The organism is Cryobacterium sp. CAN_C2 (assembly GCF_015751745.1).
In the GTDB taxonomy this organism is placed as follows: domain Bacteria; phylum Actinomycetota; class Actinomycetes; order Actinomycetales; family Microbacteriaceae; genus Cryobacterium.
The window spans coordinates 1-14,468 of sequence record NZ_JADOUX010000018.1 but is presented as its reverse complement, the minus strand read 5'-3'; the positions used below and the strand labels follow the sequence as shown (position 1 = coordinate 14,468).

Below are 14,468 nucleotides of genomic sequence, written 5' to 3'. Positions count from 1 at the left end.
TAGTACCTAGGTGTCTTTGCCTCTGAGTATTCTGAGCACGAGTATCCCAAGCCCCGAGTGGAGCTTCTTCGACCTCGGCCCGTTCCGCATTCACGCCTACGCGCTGTGCATTCTCGCCGGCATCATCCTCGCCACGATCATCACCTCCCGCCGGTTGACCAAGCGCGGCGCCGAGCCGGGAGTCGTGCTTGACATCATCCTGTGGGCGGTGCCGCTCGGAATTGTCGGGGCGCGCATCTACCACGTGCTCACTCACCCGGGTGACTACTTCTTCAACGGCGCTGATCTGCTCCGCACGCTGTACATCTGGGAGGGCGGCAACGCCATCTTCGGGTCGTTGATTGGTGGCGCCGTCGGCGCCTATATCGGCTGCCGCCTGGCGGGCATCCGCTTCTGGACCTTCGCCGACGCCGTCGCACCCGCCCTGCTCGTTGCGCAGGCTACCGGTCGGCTCGGCAACTGGTTCAACCACGAACTGTTCGGGCTGCCGACGACCCTGCCGTGGGGACTCGAAATCGAGCCGAGCAATGTCGCGTTCCCGATCGGCCTGCCGACCGGCACCCTGTTTCACCCGACTTTTCTCTACGAAATCATTTGGAACCTGCTGGGCGTTGCGGTCATCCTCTACCTGGAGCGCAAATTCCGCCTGCGGTTCGGCCAGACCCTGGGTGCGTACCTCATCTGGTATGGACTGGGTCGCAGCTTTTTTGAGTCTATTCGCATCGATCCGAGCGAAATCTACTTCGGAATCCGCACCAACGTCTGGGCTGCTCTCGCGGCCATCGCGCTGGGCCTCATCATCATTTTTGTACAACGTCAGCGACACCCGGGCCTTGAGTCCAGCCCGTATGTGCCCGGTAGGGAATGGATTGGGCCAGACGCTGGGGTAGAATTCGATGACAGCGATTCGGAATCTGAAGATCAGAGCGATGAAGCCGCTGGCCACACCGAACCAACCGAGGCCGCAGCCACAAGCACGAGCGCTTCGCGTCAGTAGCTCACGTTCGCTGAATCCCAGCTGACACACTCGTAGCGCCGCCCAGTCCGGGCCCGGCCCGAACCGGGCGGCCGTTACAGTTTTCCCGCACTTCTTTTTCGGGCCAGCGTCGTCCCTTCCTGCCAGTCATTTCGTGAGGACGGTCTCAATGGCGCAGAAACCTCTCTATTCCCGCTTCAGCAGCGTGCCCGAAGCATCCGGCTTGTACGACCCGGCCGCCGAACGCGACGCGTGCGGCCTGGCCATGGTGGCGACCCTGCGCGGAACCGCCGGACACGACATCATCACCCAAGCCCTCGATGCCCTGCGCAACCTGGAACACCGTGGTGCGGTCGGCTCCGACGCCGGAACCGGTGACGGCGCCGGAATCATCACCCAGATACCTGATGCCTTCCTGCGCGCCGTCACGGATTTCGCGCTTCCCCCAGTCGGCCAGTACGCCGTCGGCAACGTTTTTCTGCCGACCGATCCGACCGCCCGTACGGGGATCAAACGAGCCATCAGCCTGATCGCCGACGAGGAAAGCCTCACCATCCTCGGGTGGCGTGAGGTACCGGTGCACCCGGAAGACCTCGGTAGCCAGGCCCGCGCGAACATGCCCGCCATCCAACAGCTATTCGTACAGAGCACCCACACCACCGAAACCGGCGACCTGGTCAGCGACATTGCGCTCGACCGGCAGACCTTTCGACTGCGCAAGCGTGCCGAACGCGAGCTCGAGATCTACTTCGTCTCACTGTCCTGCCGCACTCTCGTTTACAAGGGCATGGTCACGACCCTGCAACTCGAACCGTTCTACCCAGACCTGTCCGACGAACGTTTCGTCTCGACGCTCGCCCTCGTGCACTCTCGCTACTCCACCAACACGTTCCCGTCCTGGCCGCTGGCCCAGCCGTTCCGCATGATCGCCCATAACGGTGAGATCAACACGGTGCAGGGCAACCGCAACTGGATGCGCGCGCGCCAGTCCCAACTTGAGTCTGAGCTGCTGGGCGACCTCGCACCGCTGTTGCCGATCGTCACCCCGGGCGCGAGTGATTCGGCCTCCTTCGATGAGGTCGTGGAACTGCTCAGTTTATCCGGGCGGTCGCTGCCGCACGCCATCATGATGATGGTGCCCGAGGCCTGGGAAAACCAGACCGACCTCGAGGTCGAACGTCGCGACTTCTACGAATATCACTCCATGCTCATGGAGCCGTGGGATGGCCCCGCCGCGATCGTGTTCACCGACGGTTCCCTCGTCGGGGCAACGCTCGACCGCAACGGCCTGCGCCCCGGCCGCTACCTCATCACCGACGACGGCCTCGTCGTGCTCGCGAGCGAGATCGGCGTGCTCGGAATCGACCCGGCCCGCGTCGTGCGCAAGGGCCGCCTTCGCCCCGGCCAAATGTTCCTGGTCGACACCAAAGCCGGCCGCATCATCGACGACCGCGAGATCAAAGCCGAACTCTCGGCGAGTGAACCGTGGGGCGAGTGGCTCCAGAAGGGGCGCATCAACCTGAAGGACCTGCCCGAACGGGAACACATCGTGCACCCGCCGGCATCCGTTGTGCGACGCCAGCGCACCTTCGGCTACACCGAAGAAGAGGTGCGCATACTGCTCACACCGATGGCCCGCACCGGCGCCGAACCGCTCGGCGCCATGGGCAGCGACACACCCATCGCCGTACTCAGCGACCGCCCACGGCTCATGTTCGACTACTTCACCCAGCAGTTCGCTCAGGTGACCAACCCGCCGCTCGACTCGATCCGCGAAGAAGTGGTCACGAGCCTCAAGCTCGGTCTGGGTCCGGAGCGCAACCTGCTCACCGCCGGCCCGGAACACGCGCGTCAGGTCATTCTGGACTTTCCGGTCATCGACAACGACGAGCTGGCCAAGATCCAGCACATCGACCCCGTCCTCGGCAGCCGCACCACCACGACCATTCGCGGCCTGTACCGGATCGAGGAGGGCCCCGACGCGCTGTCAAAGCGGCTCGCCGCGATCTGTGCCCTGGTCGACGAGGCCATCGAGGCTGGCGCCCTGTTCATCGTGCTGAGCGACCGCGATTCCAACAAGGACCTTGCACCGATCCCGTCGCTGCTGATGATTGCGGCGGTGCACCACCACCTGATCCGCACAGAGAACCGCATGAAGGTCGGCATCGTGGTCGAGGCTGGCGACGTGCGCGAGGTGCACCACGTGGCTCTGCTCATGGGCTACGGCGCCTCCGCCGTCAACCCGTACCTCGCCATGGAAACCTGCGAAGACCTCGTGCGCAGCGGCATCATCACCAACGTCACGTCTGAAACAGCGGTGCGCAACGTGATCAAGGCCCTCGGTAAGGGTGTGCTCAAGATCATGTCCAAGATGGGCATCTCCACCGTGTCGTCCTACGCCGGCGCGCAGACATTCGAGGCCGTCGGCCTCGCCCAGTCCTTCGTCGACCAGTATTTCACCGGTACTACGAGCAAGCTCGGCGGCGTTGGCATCGACGTGATCGCTGTCGAAAACCTGTCGCGGCACGCATCCGCTTACCCATTGGATGCCGCCGTCACCGCACATGAGCGCCTCGCGACCGGCGGCGAGTACCAGTGGCGTCGCGATGGCGTCCCGCACCTGTTCAACCCGGAGACCATCTTCCGGTTGCAGCACGCGACCCGCACCCGGCGCTACGACATCTTCCGTGAGTACACGAAACTTGTCGACGACCAGGCCGAATCGCTCATGACTCTGCGCGGAATGTTCACCCTCAGCCCCGGCCAGCGCACCCCCGTGCCGCTCGACGAGGTGGAGTCGGTGGCGCAGATCGTCAAACGGTTCTCCACCGGCGCGATGAGCTACGGTTCCATCTCGCAGGAGGCGCACGAGACCCTCGCGATCGCTATGAACCGCCTCGGCGGCAAGTCCAACACCGGTGAGGGTGGCGAAGACCTCGATCGTTTGCTCGACCCGACCCGGCGCAGCGCCGTCAAGCAGGTCGCCTCCGGTCGATTCGGTGTGACGAGCATGTACCTGACCCACGCCGACGACATCCAGATCAAACTCGCTCAGGGCGCCAAGCCCGGCGAGGGCGGTCAGCTGCCGCCGACCAAGGTCTACCCGTGGATCGCCCGCACCCGGTACGCGACGGCTGGAGTCGGCCTCATCTCACCGCCGCCGCACCACGACATCTACTCGATCGAAGACCTCAAGCAGCTCATCTTCGACCTCAAACGAGCCAACCCGAAGGCGCGCATCCACACCAAACTGGTCAGCCAGTCCGGTATCGGTGCCGTCGCTGCGGGTGTCGCCAAGGCACTCTCCGACGTGATCCTGATCAGCGGCCACGACGGCGGGACGGGTGCCAGTCCGGTCAACTCGCTCAAGCACGCCGGCACCCCGTGGGAACTCGGCCTTGCCGAAACCCAGCAGACGCTCATGCTCAACGGGATGCGTGACCGCGTGGTCGTGCAGGTCGACGGCCAGCTGAAGACCGGGCGTGACGTACTCATCGGTGCCCTGCTCGGCGCCGAAGAATTCGGTTTCGCGTCCGCGCCGCTTGTCGTATCGGGCTGCATCATGATGCGTGTCTGCCACCTCGACACCTGCCCGGTCGGTGTCGCCACCCAGAACCCGGAGTTGCGCAAACGCTTCGCCGGTCAGGCCGACCACGTCGTGAACTTCTTTGAGTTCATCGCGCAGGAGGTCCGCGAGTACCTTGCCGAGCTCGGATTCCGCAGCCTCGACGAAGCCATCGGCCGCCGTGAGGTGTTGGGCGTGAACCGCGCCCTCACCCATTGGAAGGCACAGGGGCTTGACCTCTCACCCATTCTGAGCGGCCCGGACTTTTCCGAGTCCGAACCGCGCAAGTGGGCGCGCGCCCAGGAGCACGAACTCGACAAGCACTTCGACAACGAATTGATTCGTCGCAGCCAGAGCGTGCTCGAACACGGCGGTACGGTGAGCATTGATCTGCCGATCCGAAACACCGAGCGCGCCGTCGGCACCATGCTCGGCCACGAGGTTACCCTCCGGCACGGCGAAAACGGTCTGCCGGCCGGGTCCATCGAAGTCATCCTGACCGGGTCGGCCGGGCAGTCCTTCGGGGCGTTCCTGCCGAGCGGGATCACCCTGCGGCTCGAGGGCGAATCGAACGACTACGTCGGCAAGGGCCTGTCGGGGGGGCAGATCATCGTGCGTCCCGACCGGGCCAGCCAATTTCCGGCCGAAGACAACGTCATTGCCGGAAACGTCATCGGCTACGGTGCAACGCAGGGCAGCATGTTCATTCGCGGCATCGTCGGGGAACGCTTTCTGGTGCGCAACTCCGGCGCCACCGCCATCGTTGAGGGCGTTGGCGACCACGCCCTGGAATACATGACCGGAGGACTCGCCGTCATCCTCGGTGAGACCGGACGCAATCTCGGTGCCGGCATGAGCGGTGGCACCGCCTACGTCTACGGGTTGACCGCCGAACGGGTCAACCGTGACGCGCTGACCTCGGGAGAGCTGCGGCTGCTCGGCCTCGATCGCGTCGACCGTGAGATCGTGCGTGACCTGCTCGAACAACACCGGGACCAAACCGACTCGGCACTCGCCGCGCGCATGCTGGAGAACCTGGAAGATACCATGAACGCCTTTGTCAAGGTGCTGCCGCGCGACTACGCGGCCGTACTGGAGACCAGACAGACGGCCCTCGACGAGGGACTCGATCCCGACGGACTTGTTGTGTGGAATAGAATTCTGGAGGTAACCAATGGCTGATCCGAAGGGATTCCTGAAGACCACGGAACGTGAGCTTCCCGCTCGTCGGCCCGTGGCCATCCGCTTGATGGATTGGAAAGAGGTCTACGAGCAGGGTGACACCGCCGTTCTCAAACGGCAGGCCGGCCGTTGCATGGATTGCGGCGTGCCGTTCTGTCAACAGGGGTGTCCGCTCGGCAACCTCATTCCCGAGTGGAACGACCTGACGTGGCGCGACGAGGGCCACGCGGCTATCGAACGTCTGCACGCGACCAACAACTTTCCTGAGTTCACCGGTCGGCTCTGCCCGGCCCCGTGTGAATCGTCGTGCGTGCTCGGAATCAACCAGCCGGCCGTGACCATCAAACAGGTCGAGGTGTCGATTATCGACCAGGCCTTCGCTAACGGCTGGGTGCAGCCGCAACCGCCGGGTCGACTCACCGGCAAGACCGTCGCGGTCGTCGGTTCCGGCCCCGCCGGACTGGCCACCGCGCAGCAGCTCACCCGCGCGGGGCACACCGTCGCCGTTTTCGAACGTGACGACCGCATCGGAGGACTGCTGCGTTACGGCATTCCCGACTTCAAAATGGAGAAGAAACACCTCGAACTGCGCCTCGCGCAGATGACGGCGGAGGGCACCCGTTTTCGGGCCAACGTCAACATCGGGGTGGACATCACGTGGGACGACCTGCGCGCCCGCTACGACGCCGTCGTGGTGGCGACCGGCGCCATGGTGCCCCGCGACCTACCGATTCCCGGACGCGACCTGCCCGGCGTGCACTTCGCCATGGAATACCTCGTGCAGCAGAACAAGATCGGTGCCGGCGGAAGTCTCGAAGCTCAGATCACCGCCGCGGGTAAGCACGTCGTGGTGCTCGGCGGTGGTGACACCGGAGCCGACTGTATCGGCACCGCGCACCGCCAACTGGCAGCATCCGTCACCAACCTCGCGATTGGCAAGCAGCCGGGCACAACCCGCCCGGAAAACCAGCCGTGGCCGATGTCCCCGACCCTGTTCGAGATCTCCAGCGCCCACGAAGAGGGCGGCACGCGCCAGTACCTCGCGTCAACGGTCGAGTTTCTGGCCAACGAATTCGGCGAGGTGCGGGCCATTCGCATCGCCGAGACCGAGTACCTCGACGGGCGCCGCGTTCCCAAGGCCGGCAGCGAGCGCGAGGTTCCGGCCGACCTCGTGCTGCTCGCCATGGGCTTCACAGGCCCGGAATCGGACGAACTCAGCCATCAGCTGAAGCTCCCATTCGATGGGCGCGGCAACGTTGAGCGCGACGGCAAGTACCAGACCAGCCACGAGGGCGTGTTCGTCGCCGGCGACGCCGGTCGCGGCCAGTCGCTCATCGTCTGGGCCATCGCCGAGGGACGCGCCGCCGCGGCCGCTGTCGATCAGTTCCTGGAAGGGCAGACGCAACTGCCGTCTCCCGTCAAGCCTACGGACCGCCCCTTCTCCCTCTAACCCATTCGTCTGCCTGCACCACGCTGTAATGCGCTCAAAAAGCGCGGAAATCGGAGATTCACCAGAATGAGACGCGCAAAAATTGTCGCCACCCTCGGGCCGGCAGCTGCCAGCTACGAGCAGATCAGAGCGCTCATCGACGCGGGCGTTGATGTCTGTCGCATGAACCTGAGCCACGGAAACTACCAGGTGCACGAGAGTGTTTACGCCAACGTGCGTAAGGCCGCGAACGACTCCGGGCGTGCTGTCGCCGTCATGGTCGACCTGCAAGGCCCCAAGATTCGCCTCGGCAAGTTCGAGGGCGGTCCCTACGAACTCGCCGTCGGCGACATTTTTAAGATAACCACCGAAGACGTGCTCGGCACCAAGGAAGTCTCCGGCACCACCTTTAAGGGGCTGCCGCACGACGTGCACCCCGGTGACTTTCTGCTCATCGACGACGGCAAGGTCAAGGTGCAGGTGGTCGAAACGGATGGCGTCGTCGTCACCACCACGGTCATCGTCGCTGGCCCGGTGTCCAACAACAAGGGCATCAACCTGCCCGGTGTGGCCGTGAACGTGCCCGCCCTGTCGGATAAGGACGAGGCCGACCTGCGTTGGGGCCTCCGTCTCGGAGCGGACCTCATCGCGCTCTCCTTCGTGCGCAGCGCCGACGACATCACCCGCGTGCACGAGATCATGGCCGAGGAAGGCCGCCGCGTTCCGGTGATCGCCAAGATCGAGAAGCCGCAGGCCGTCGACAACCTCGAAGAGATCGTCGACGCCTTCGACGCGATCATGGTCGCCCGCGGCGACCTCGGCGTTGAGCTTCCGCTCGAAGCTGTGCCGATCGTGCAGAAGCAGGCAGTTGAGATTGCCCGCCGCATGGCCAAGCCGGTCATCGTTGCCACGCAGATGCTCGAATCCATGATCTTGAGCCCGGTGCCCACCCGCGCCGAGACCAGCGACGTCGCCAACGCTGTGCTTGACGGTGCGGATGCCGTCATGCTCAGTGGTGAAACCAGCGTCGGAGAATACCCCGTCGTCACGGTGCAAACCATGGCCCGCATCGTGGAATCCACCGAGGTGCACGGCCTCGAGCGCATCGGCAAGCTGACCAACCGCCCGCGTACCCAGGGCGGCGCCATCACCCTCGCCGCGATCGAGGTCGCCGAGTTCGTCGACGCCAAGTTCCTCTGCATCTTCACCGAGTCCGGCGATTCGGTCCGGCGCATGTCCCGCCTGCGGTCGAAGATTCCGATGCTGGCCTTCACGCCGGATCCGGGTATCCGCCGTCGACTCGCTCTCACCTGGGGCGTGCAGACCCACCTGGTGGAGCGGGTGACCCACACCGACGCGATGTTTGGTCAGGTTGACGACATTCTCATCGGCCAGGGCCTCGCCGAAATCGGTGACAAAGTTGTCGTCATTTCCGGGTCCCCTCCCGGAATCGTGGGCTCGACGAACGACATTCGCGTGCACCGAGTGGGCGACGCCCACAACGAGGTTGCGCCGGCGTACGTCAAGAAGTAGCAGCATCCACAGGGCCCCGTCGCACAGTGTGCGGCGGGGCCTTCGTGTGCGCGGCATCCGTCGCGAATCTGGTGCACCAGTCTGCTGGTGAATAAACGGAATGTTTTCTCTACAGTGAGAAAGGGCATTCGCCCCCGATTGAGGACAGGGACATGGCTGCCGAACCGATCATGCTGCCGGTAGCTGCGAAACGCTCGTTCCGTACGTCGCGATCGGGTTCGCTGCACAAATTCTGATCGGTGCCCGAAGCTTTCTGATTCCGGCTGTGCTCTCGGGCATCGCCTCGCCCGTGCCGCAACCCGTACCTCGACCCGCACCGAATTGGACCGTGCCGGGCTGTTCCGGGCGAGCGTGGTCAACGGCGGCATCCTCATCACCCTCCCACCACTTTACGACGTGGCCCGCAGGGTCGTGGCCGCCCCGGTGCTGGCCACACTCGCGTCGTTCATCGGGCTCACGGTGCGAGCTCTCCGCGTGCGCTGGGGGATGCGTGAACCGTCTGGAACCAGACCAACCCTGCCGGGGGCGACGCTAGCCTGCCCTCCCTCGATACACCCTCATTCGGAAAGCCCCTCTTTGCTGGTTGGCTCCCTGCCGCCGGTGACGGTGACCCTCGCCGCCGGGCATGGTCGGCCTGCGTCGGCTCTGCCGGTGTCGCCGAGCCCGGTGAAACCAACGCACCCGCACTTCCGTAACCCTGACGACGGCGCGCGCCGCGCTCGCCTCTTCGGTAGCGCGCCATGACTGGAACGAGATAGTGGCCACGTCGGCGTGCGTGCTCGGACGCTGGCCGGTGCGGTTGCGCTCGACCCGGCCGTCGCGATCGGCCAGGGGGGCGACCGGTCTGGGGCGACCGGCCACTGGACAACCGGCCACTGGACTACCGGCCACTGGACAACCGTGGCGGTGTCCATGATCGACACCCGGCTCAACCCAGACATGGCCGATGTTGCCGTTGGCAACACTCTCATGATCACCCTCAGCAACGACGACATGCTGCACGACCTCGTACTCGCGAACGGGGTTCAATCCGGCCCCGTGGAGCCGGGCGCCGGCACAAGCGTCGCCGTCGGGGTCAATGATGGTACTGAGGATGCCGGGTGCTCACTCGGCGGACACCACCTGCTCGGCATGGTGCTCACCGTGAACGCTGTTGGCGCAGCCGACGACTCAGGCAGCGACAAGCCACGCAGCGACGGCACGATCATGCATGCGATCGACTTTCAGGCTAAAGTTCTCGCACCCGGCAAGGCGATGGGCAGCATCGCGCCATGAGAGAGCCTGACCTATAATTTTACCGCCACTCGCTCGGGAATCTGGCTCTACCACTGCTCCACGATGCCCCTGTCGGCGCAGATCGCCAAGGCAATGTTCGGTGCCGCTATCATCGCTCCGCCCGGGCTATCGCCCGGTGACGCTGCGTATGTGCTGATTCAGTCCGAGTACGACCTCGGCCATCAATGCGGCGTGGGAGACACCTCTCGGCCTGCGACCCAGAAGCCCGATCTGGTCGTGTCCAACGGCTGTAGCGACCATTACCCCACCGAGCCCCCGACACCGACCGTCGGGGAGAACATGCGGGTCTGGCTGCTTCACGCCGGACCCAACCTTGCGAGTTCATTTCACGTTGTCGGCGGCCAGTTCGATACCGTTTACGCGGAGGGCGAGTACCTGTTGAAAGACGGCGGCAGTACGGGCACGGGCGGTTCCCAGACTCTCTCGCTGGCTCTCTCGCTGGCCCTCTCGCAGGCCCCAGCCCAAGACGGATTCGCCGTGCTGACCTTTCACGGGGTGGGCAGCTACTCGCTCTTCAGCCATCCGATGAGCGATGCCGAAAAGGGCGCACACGGCCCGTGTGCAGTGAGCGAGTGATCTCTTGCACGGGCGCGGAGGTTCTGGTCGCACCCTCGTGTGGCAAGACAGAGCGGCATCGCCACAGCCGCACGAGTAGAGAGAAAAAACAAAAACAGATTTTGATCAGGATTTTTTAACACTGGAAATGGTACCGGTGGTGGGACTCGAACCCACACGTCCTTGCGAACAAAGCATTTTGAGTGCTCCGCGTCTGCCATTCCGCCACACCGGCTAACAACTACTCGTTCAGAATACCGTAGGCTTTTGCTCGTGACCGACCAAGACAGCACCCCCACCCCTCCGCGACGCGTTGTCGTCGCTGAGGATGAATCCCTCATCCGCCTCGACATTGTCGAGATTCTGCGCGACAACGGCTTTGAAGTCGTCGGCGAAGCCGGTGACGGAGAAACTGCTGTCGCCCTGGCGCGGGAACTCCGCCCCGACCTGGTCATCATGGACGTCAAGATGCCTCAGCTCGACGGCATCAGCGCCGCTGAGCGCCTCTCCAAGGAGCACATTGCCCCGGTGGTGCTGCTGACCGCGTTTAGCCAGAAGGAACTGGTCGAGCGCGCCACCGAAGCCGGCGCCCTTGCCTACGTCGTCAAACCATTCACCCCGAACGACCTGCTGCCCGCGATCGAGATCGCCCTCTCGCGCTACAGCCAGATCATCACGCTAGAGGCCGAGGTCGCCGACCTGGTCGAACGATTCGAGACCCGCAAACTCGTCGACCGGGCCAAGGGCCTGCTCAATGAAAAGATGGGACTGACCGAGCCTGAAGCCTTCCGTTGGATTCAGAAGGCCTCGATGGATCGTCGTCTCACCATGCACGACGTCTCGCAGGCGATCATCGAACAGCTCAGCGCCAAGAAGTAGCGGGACCAGCGCCGCAGACAGACACAGAACGGCCCGGCAGGGACTGCCGGGCCGTTCTGTGTCTCGGCCGAACCTGTTCCTACCGCACACGTCCCGGCTCTGCCCGGCCCGGTCGATGCCATGCTCGAACGCACCTCACGCCTGGGCGACGCGCACGAACATCGGGTGCTCGAACGCTACCGACAGAGCCGGTCGGTCGTCGAAATCGCTCGGCCGGCACGGATAGACCGCGCCGCACTCAACGCCGCGGCCGACGACATCCGCCTGGCGTTTATCGCCTGCCCCCATGTCATCTTTCAGCCACGTTTTTCGACTCCGCTTTCGGCCCGGGGACCCCGGGCAGTCCGACCATTGCTGGTCCGACCATCGCTGGTCCGACCAGCAATGCTCCGACCAGCAATGCTCCGACCAGCAATGCTCCGACCAGCAATGCTCCGACCAGGGCTGGCGGTCAGACTCGCACCGACAGTGCGATCGCCTTCCTCGGATTCGCCGACTTCATCGTGCGCCAGAGCGACGGCACCTGGCCACGGCAAGACACCAAACTCGCCCGGCACGCTCGGTTCACGGGCCTGTTGCGGCTGGCCGCCTAGGCCGAGCAACTCGAGTGCGTCGGCGCACCGACGACCGACACCGTCGAACTGCTGCTCGGCGACGGTTCCGTGAGCGCTCATTGACTCGCTGATATTCGGCCGGTGTACCGCAAACGCAAACAACGCTTCGTGCAGATCAGCACGGAGCGCCTCTTTGACCCGGCGGCCGTCGCCTGGGGAGACCCGCGTTACACGGTTTGTGGGCGCTGCGCCACCTGCGAGATCGAAGTGCAGGAGCACCGCGATCCCCTTCTCGCCGCCGGGCTGCGGCTTTCTCAGGGCGCGCGGCTGGCAGTCGGCGGCATCCGCACCATCGACGACCGCGCAGCGGCCATCGAAAATCCGCCAGGAATGGCTGACTCCACGTTCACCGCCCTGCGCATGCAAGCAAAGCTGCAGCTGCAGACCGTGTCCACCCTGCCCCGCCGGCCGAGCTGTACAACCCGGTTGCGCTGGCCGTGCTGCCCGAGCCGAACTCCGGCGATATCTTCTTCGACTTCGAGGGGGACCCGCTCTATGCCAAAAGAGATGCAACCGAGGGAGACGTGATCGGTGCGACCACAGAGTGGGGCCTTGACTACCTTTTCGGCCTGGTCGAAGCCGATGAATCTTTTCGCGCCTTCTCGGCGCATACATGGGCCGAAGAGAAGGTGGCGCTGACCGACTTTTTGGCTAATGTCGCGAAGCGTCGAGCTCAGTTTCCGGGAATGCACGTTCACCACTATGCCGCCTACGAGCGCACCCACCTGCTCAGCCTCGCCGCCCGACACGGCGTGGGCGAAGATCAGATCGACCAGATGCTGCGCGAGAACGTGCTGGTAAACCCGTACCCGCTTGGTGGTGAAATCGAAGCGCAGCGCATGTTCGATTCCATCACCGACCGCAACCGCTACGACTACCTGTCAACACTGCGCCTGCGCAACTGGATGCTGGTCCTCGCGCGCATGCCCGGCATCCACTCTGCCGGTACAGCGACCGAAGCGGACGTCGACCCGGTCAAGCCGTCGCCGGTGCGAGAGGCCCTGCTGGACCTCGCTACCGTCACCGCGGGGACCACCCACACTCCGCGCAGTGCGGACCAGACGGCAGCCTCTTGTGCCGCTGCCGCGATCGACTACCACCGGCGTGAGCAGAAGAGTTTCTGGTGGGGGCACTATTTTCGGCTTGAGGATCCGATCGAAAGATGGCAGGACACCCGCGACGTGCTCGTCGTCGAGCACGCAGACGTCGAACGCGACTGGTTTCGCGACGGCCAGCAGCGAGTCGAGCGTCGCCATCTCTGGCTGCGCGGTCGACTCGCACCGGGCAGCAGCAGCACGCCGGGCGACCAGGCCGGGCCCCATCTGCTCTACGAATATCCGGGGCCGTTCACGAACCCCGACACCGCTGAGGGCGCCCGCACCCACCGCTGCGTGAAAGTGCGTGAGGTCACCGAAGGCGGCGACATTGTGGTCGAAGAAACGCTCCAGAAAGTCGTCGCGTGCTACAGCCATCGACCGAGCGCCCTCGCGCCTGCTGCACAGCCCCGGCCCATGCAGCAGAAACCCGCCATCGATGAGTGGGCCGACGCCATCGTCGACGCCCGACCCGGTTGGCCGCGCGACCCGATGGTCGATATTTTGCGCCGCATCCCTCCGTGCACCCGTATTGGCGACCTCGCGCCGGAATCGTCCGACGGGCAGACCGCGGACGCGGTGATCGCCACCCTGCGCGACCTCGACGACTCCTACCAAGACGTACAGGGGCCGCCCGGCACCGGCACGACCTACCTGGGGTCAGCTCACGATACGGAATAAATAACACGCTAAGGGTTTCCGGCCCTGCTAAATGGTCTCTGTTTCACGAAACGGGATAAATATCACGGTAAGAGTCCGATATTCCCGATCACATCAAAGAGATCCATTGTCTCGTCGCAGGGTTGACACCCAGAGGGCGTGCGCGCCATGCTCGAAGTCACGTTCAGGTGGTCCTATATCGCTCGTAAGCGACACCTGAGTCAACGAAGACGAAAGGTGTCGTCCATGAATAGGGCTCAAATCATGAGGAGATTCATCTCCCCAGTTCTTGGATTCGCAGTCGCAATCGCATTTTCCGCTACCCTAACGGGCGCGGCCCTCGCACCAGAACGTGCCCCTTCCCCGACAGAGGCCGCAGCACAGGCATGCTGGACGGAGTATGAGTCTGGACAACATGCCTGTGCTGCGAACAGCGACGAACTTGCCAATGTTGTATTGCAGAAATACAACAAGGTCATGGTCGAAAGTGTCGAGCAATTTGAATCCATCCAGAAATCCGGCTCATTTAGGTCGATGGCCGTGCCCGCCAGTGCTCTCGCCACCTACGCCATTGGGACTCTCTGGACTGGCCCTACGTGTCAAGGTCGAGTGAGGCCAGTACCTAACAGCAAGTTCGCCATTTGACGTAGGGCGAGAATCAGGAATCATCACCATGTCCAGCCAG

Annotated in this window: 10 protein-coding genes and 1 tRNA gene; 9 read left to right on the top strand and 2 right to left on the bottom strand. The window is 64.1% G+C overall.

Annotation, left to right across the window (positions count from 1 at the left end; all coding sequences use genetic code 11):
* The first annotated feature begins 22 nt into the window (after positions 1 to 22).
* The 6 genes from lgt to IWX77_RS13460 all read left to right on the top strand — a co-directional run bounded on the left by lgt (position 23) and on the right by IWX77_RS13460 (position 10,557).
* Positions 23 to 997 (top strand): prolipoprotein diacylglyceryl transferase, encoded by a 975-nt coding sequence (gene lgt / locus IWX77_RS13485; RefSeq protein ID WP_442784480.1) that lies wholly within the window; start codon positions 23 to 25, stop codon positions 995 to 997.
* Between the two features lie 148 nt (positions 998 to 1,145).
* Positions 1,146 to 5,723: a glutamate synthase large subunit gene (gene gltB, locus IWX77_RS13480; protein ID WP_196845032.1), complete on the top strand. Its 4,578-nt coding sequence runs from the start codon at positions 1,146 to 1,148 to the stop codon at positions 5,721 to 5,723.
* Complete coding sequence (locus tag IWX77_RS13475; protein WP_196845031.1) at positions 5,716 to 7,173, top strand: glutamate synthase subunit beta; 1,458 nt, start codon at positions 5,716 to 5,718, stop codon at positions 7,171 to 7,173. The genes gltB and IWX77_RS13475 overlap by 8 nt, the downstream gene beginning before the upstream one ends.
* Positions 7,174 to 7,239: 66 nt before the next feature.
* Complete coding sequence (gene pyk, locus IWX77_RS13470) at positions 7,240 to 8,685, top strand: pyruvate kinase (RefSeq protein ID WP_196845030.1); 1,446 nt, start codon at positions 7,240 to 7,242, stop codon at positions 8,683 to 8,685.
* Between the two features lie 771 nt (positions 8,686 to 9,456).
* Positions 9,457 to 9,960 (top strand): hypothetical protein, encoded by a 504-nt coding sequence (locus IWX77_RS13465; protein WP_196845029.1) that lies wholly within the window; start codon positions 9,457 to 9,459, stop codon positions 9,958 to 9,960.
* Between the two features lie 63 nt (positions 9,961 to 10,023).
* Positions 10,024 to 10,557 (top strand): hypothetical protein, encoded by a 534-nt coding sequence (locus tag IWX77_RS13460; protein WP_196845028.1) that lies wholly within the window; start codon positions 10,024 to 10,026, stop codon positions 10,555 to 10,557.
* 128 nt (positions 10,558 to 10,685) lie between these two features.
* On the opposite strand, the gene IWX77_RS13455 is transcribed toward IWX77_RS13460, so the two are convergent.
* Positions 10,686 to 10,771 (bottom strand) — tRNA-Leu (locus tag IWX77_RS13455).
* A 38-nt stretch (positions 10,772 to 10,809) separates the two neighbouring features.
* On the opposite strand from IWX77_RS13455, the gene IWX77_RS13450 reads away from it, so the two are divergent.
* Positions 10,810 to 11,415: an ANTAR domain-containing response regulator gene (locus IWX77_RS13450; protein ID WP_035879545.1), complete on the top strand. Its 606-nt coding sequence runs from the start codon at positions 10,810 to 10,812 to the stop codon at positions 11,413 to 11,415.
* A 135-nt stretch (positions 11,416 to 11,550) separates the two neighbouring features.
* Here IWX77_RS13450 and IWX77_RS13445 read toward each other — a convergent pair whose 3' ends face one another.
* Positions 11,551 to 11,703, bottom strand: coding sequence for a hypothetical protein (locus IWX77_RS13445; RefSeq protein ID WP_196845027.1), 153 nt, complete (start codon positions 11,701 to 11,703; stop codon positions 11,551 to 11,553).
* A gap of 407 nt (positions 11,704 to 12,110) precedes the next feature.
* Here IWX77_RS13445 and IWX77_RS13440 point away from each other — a divergent pair, with 407 nt between their 5' ends.
* Positions 12,111 to 12,557, top strand: a complete 447-nt coding sequence (locus tag IWX77_RS13440; protein ID WP_196845026.1) for a hypothetical protein — start codon at positions 12,111 to 12,113, stop codon at positions 12,555 to 12,557.
* Entirely contained in the window at positions 12,554 to 13,804 is a 1,251-nt protein-coding gene (locus IWX77_RS13435; RefSeq protein WP_196845025.1) for a hypothetical protein, read from the top strand. Before IWX77_RS13440 ends, IWX77_RS13435 begins: the two co-directional genes overlap by 4 nt.
* Positions 13,805 to 14,468: the final 664 nt, after the last annotated feature.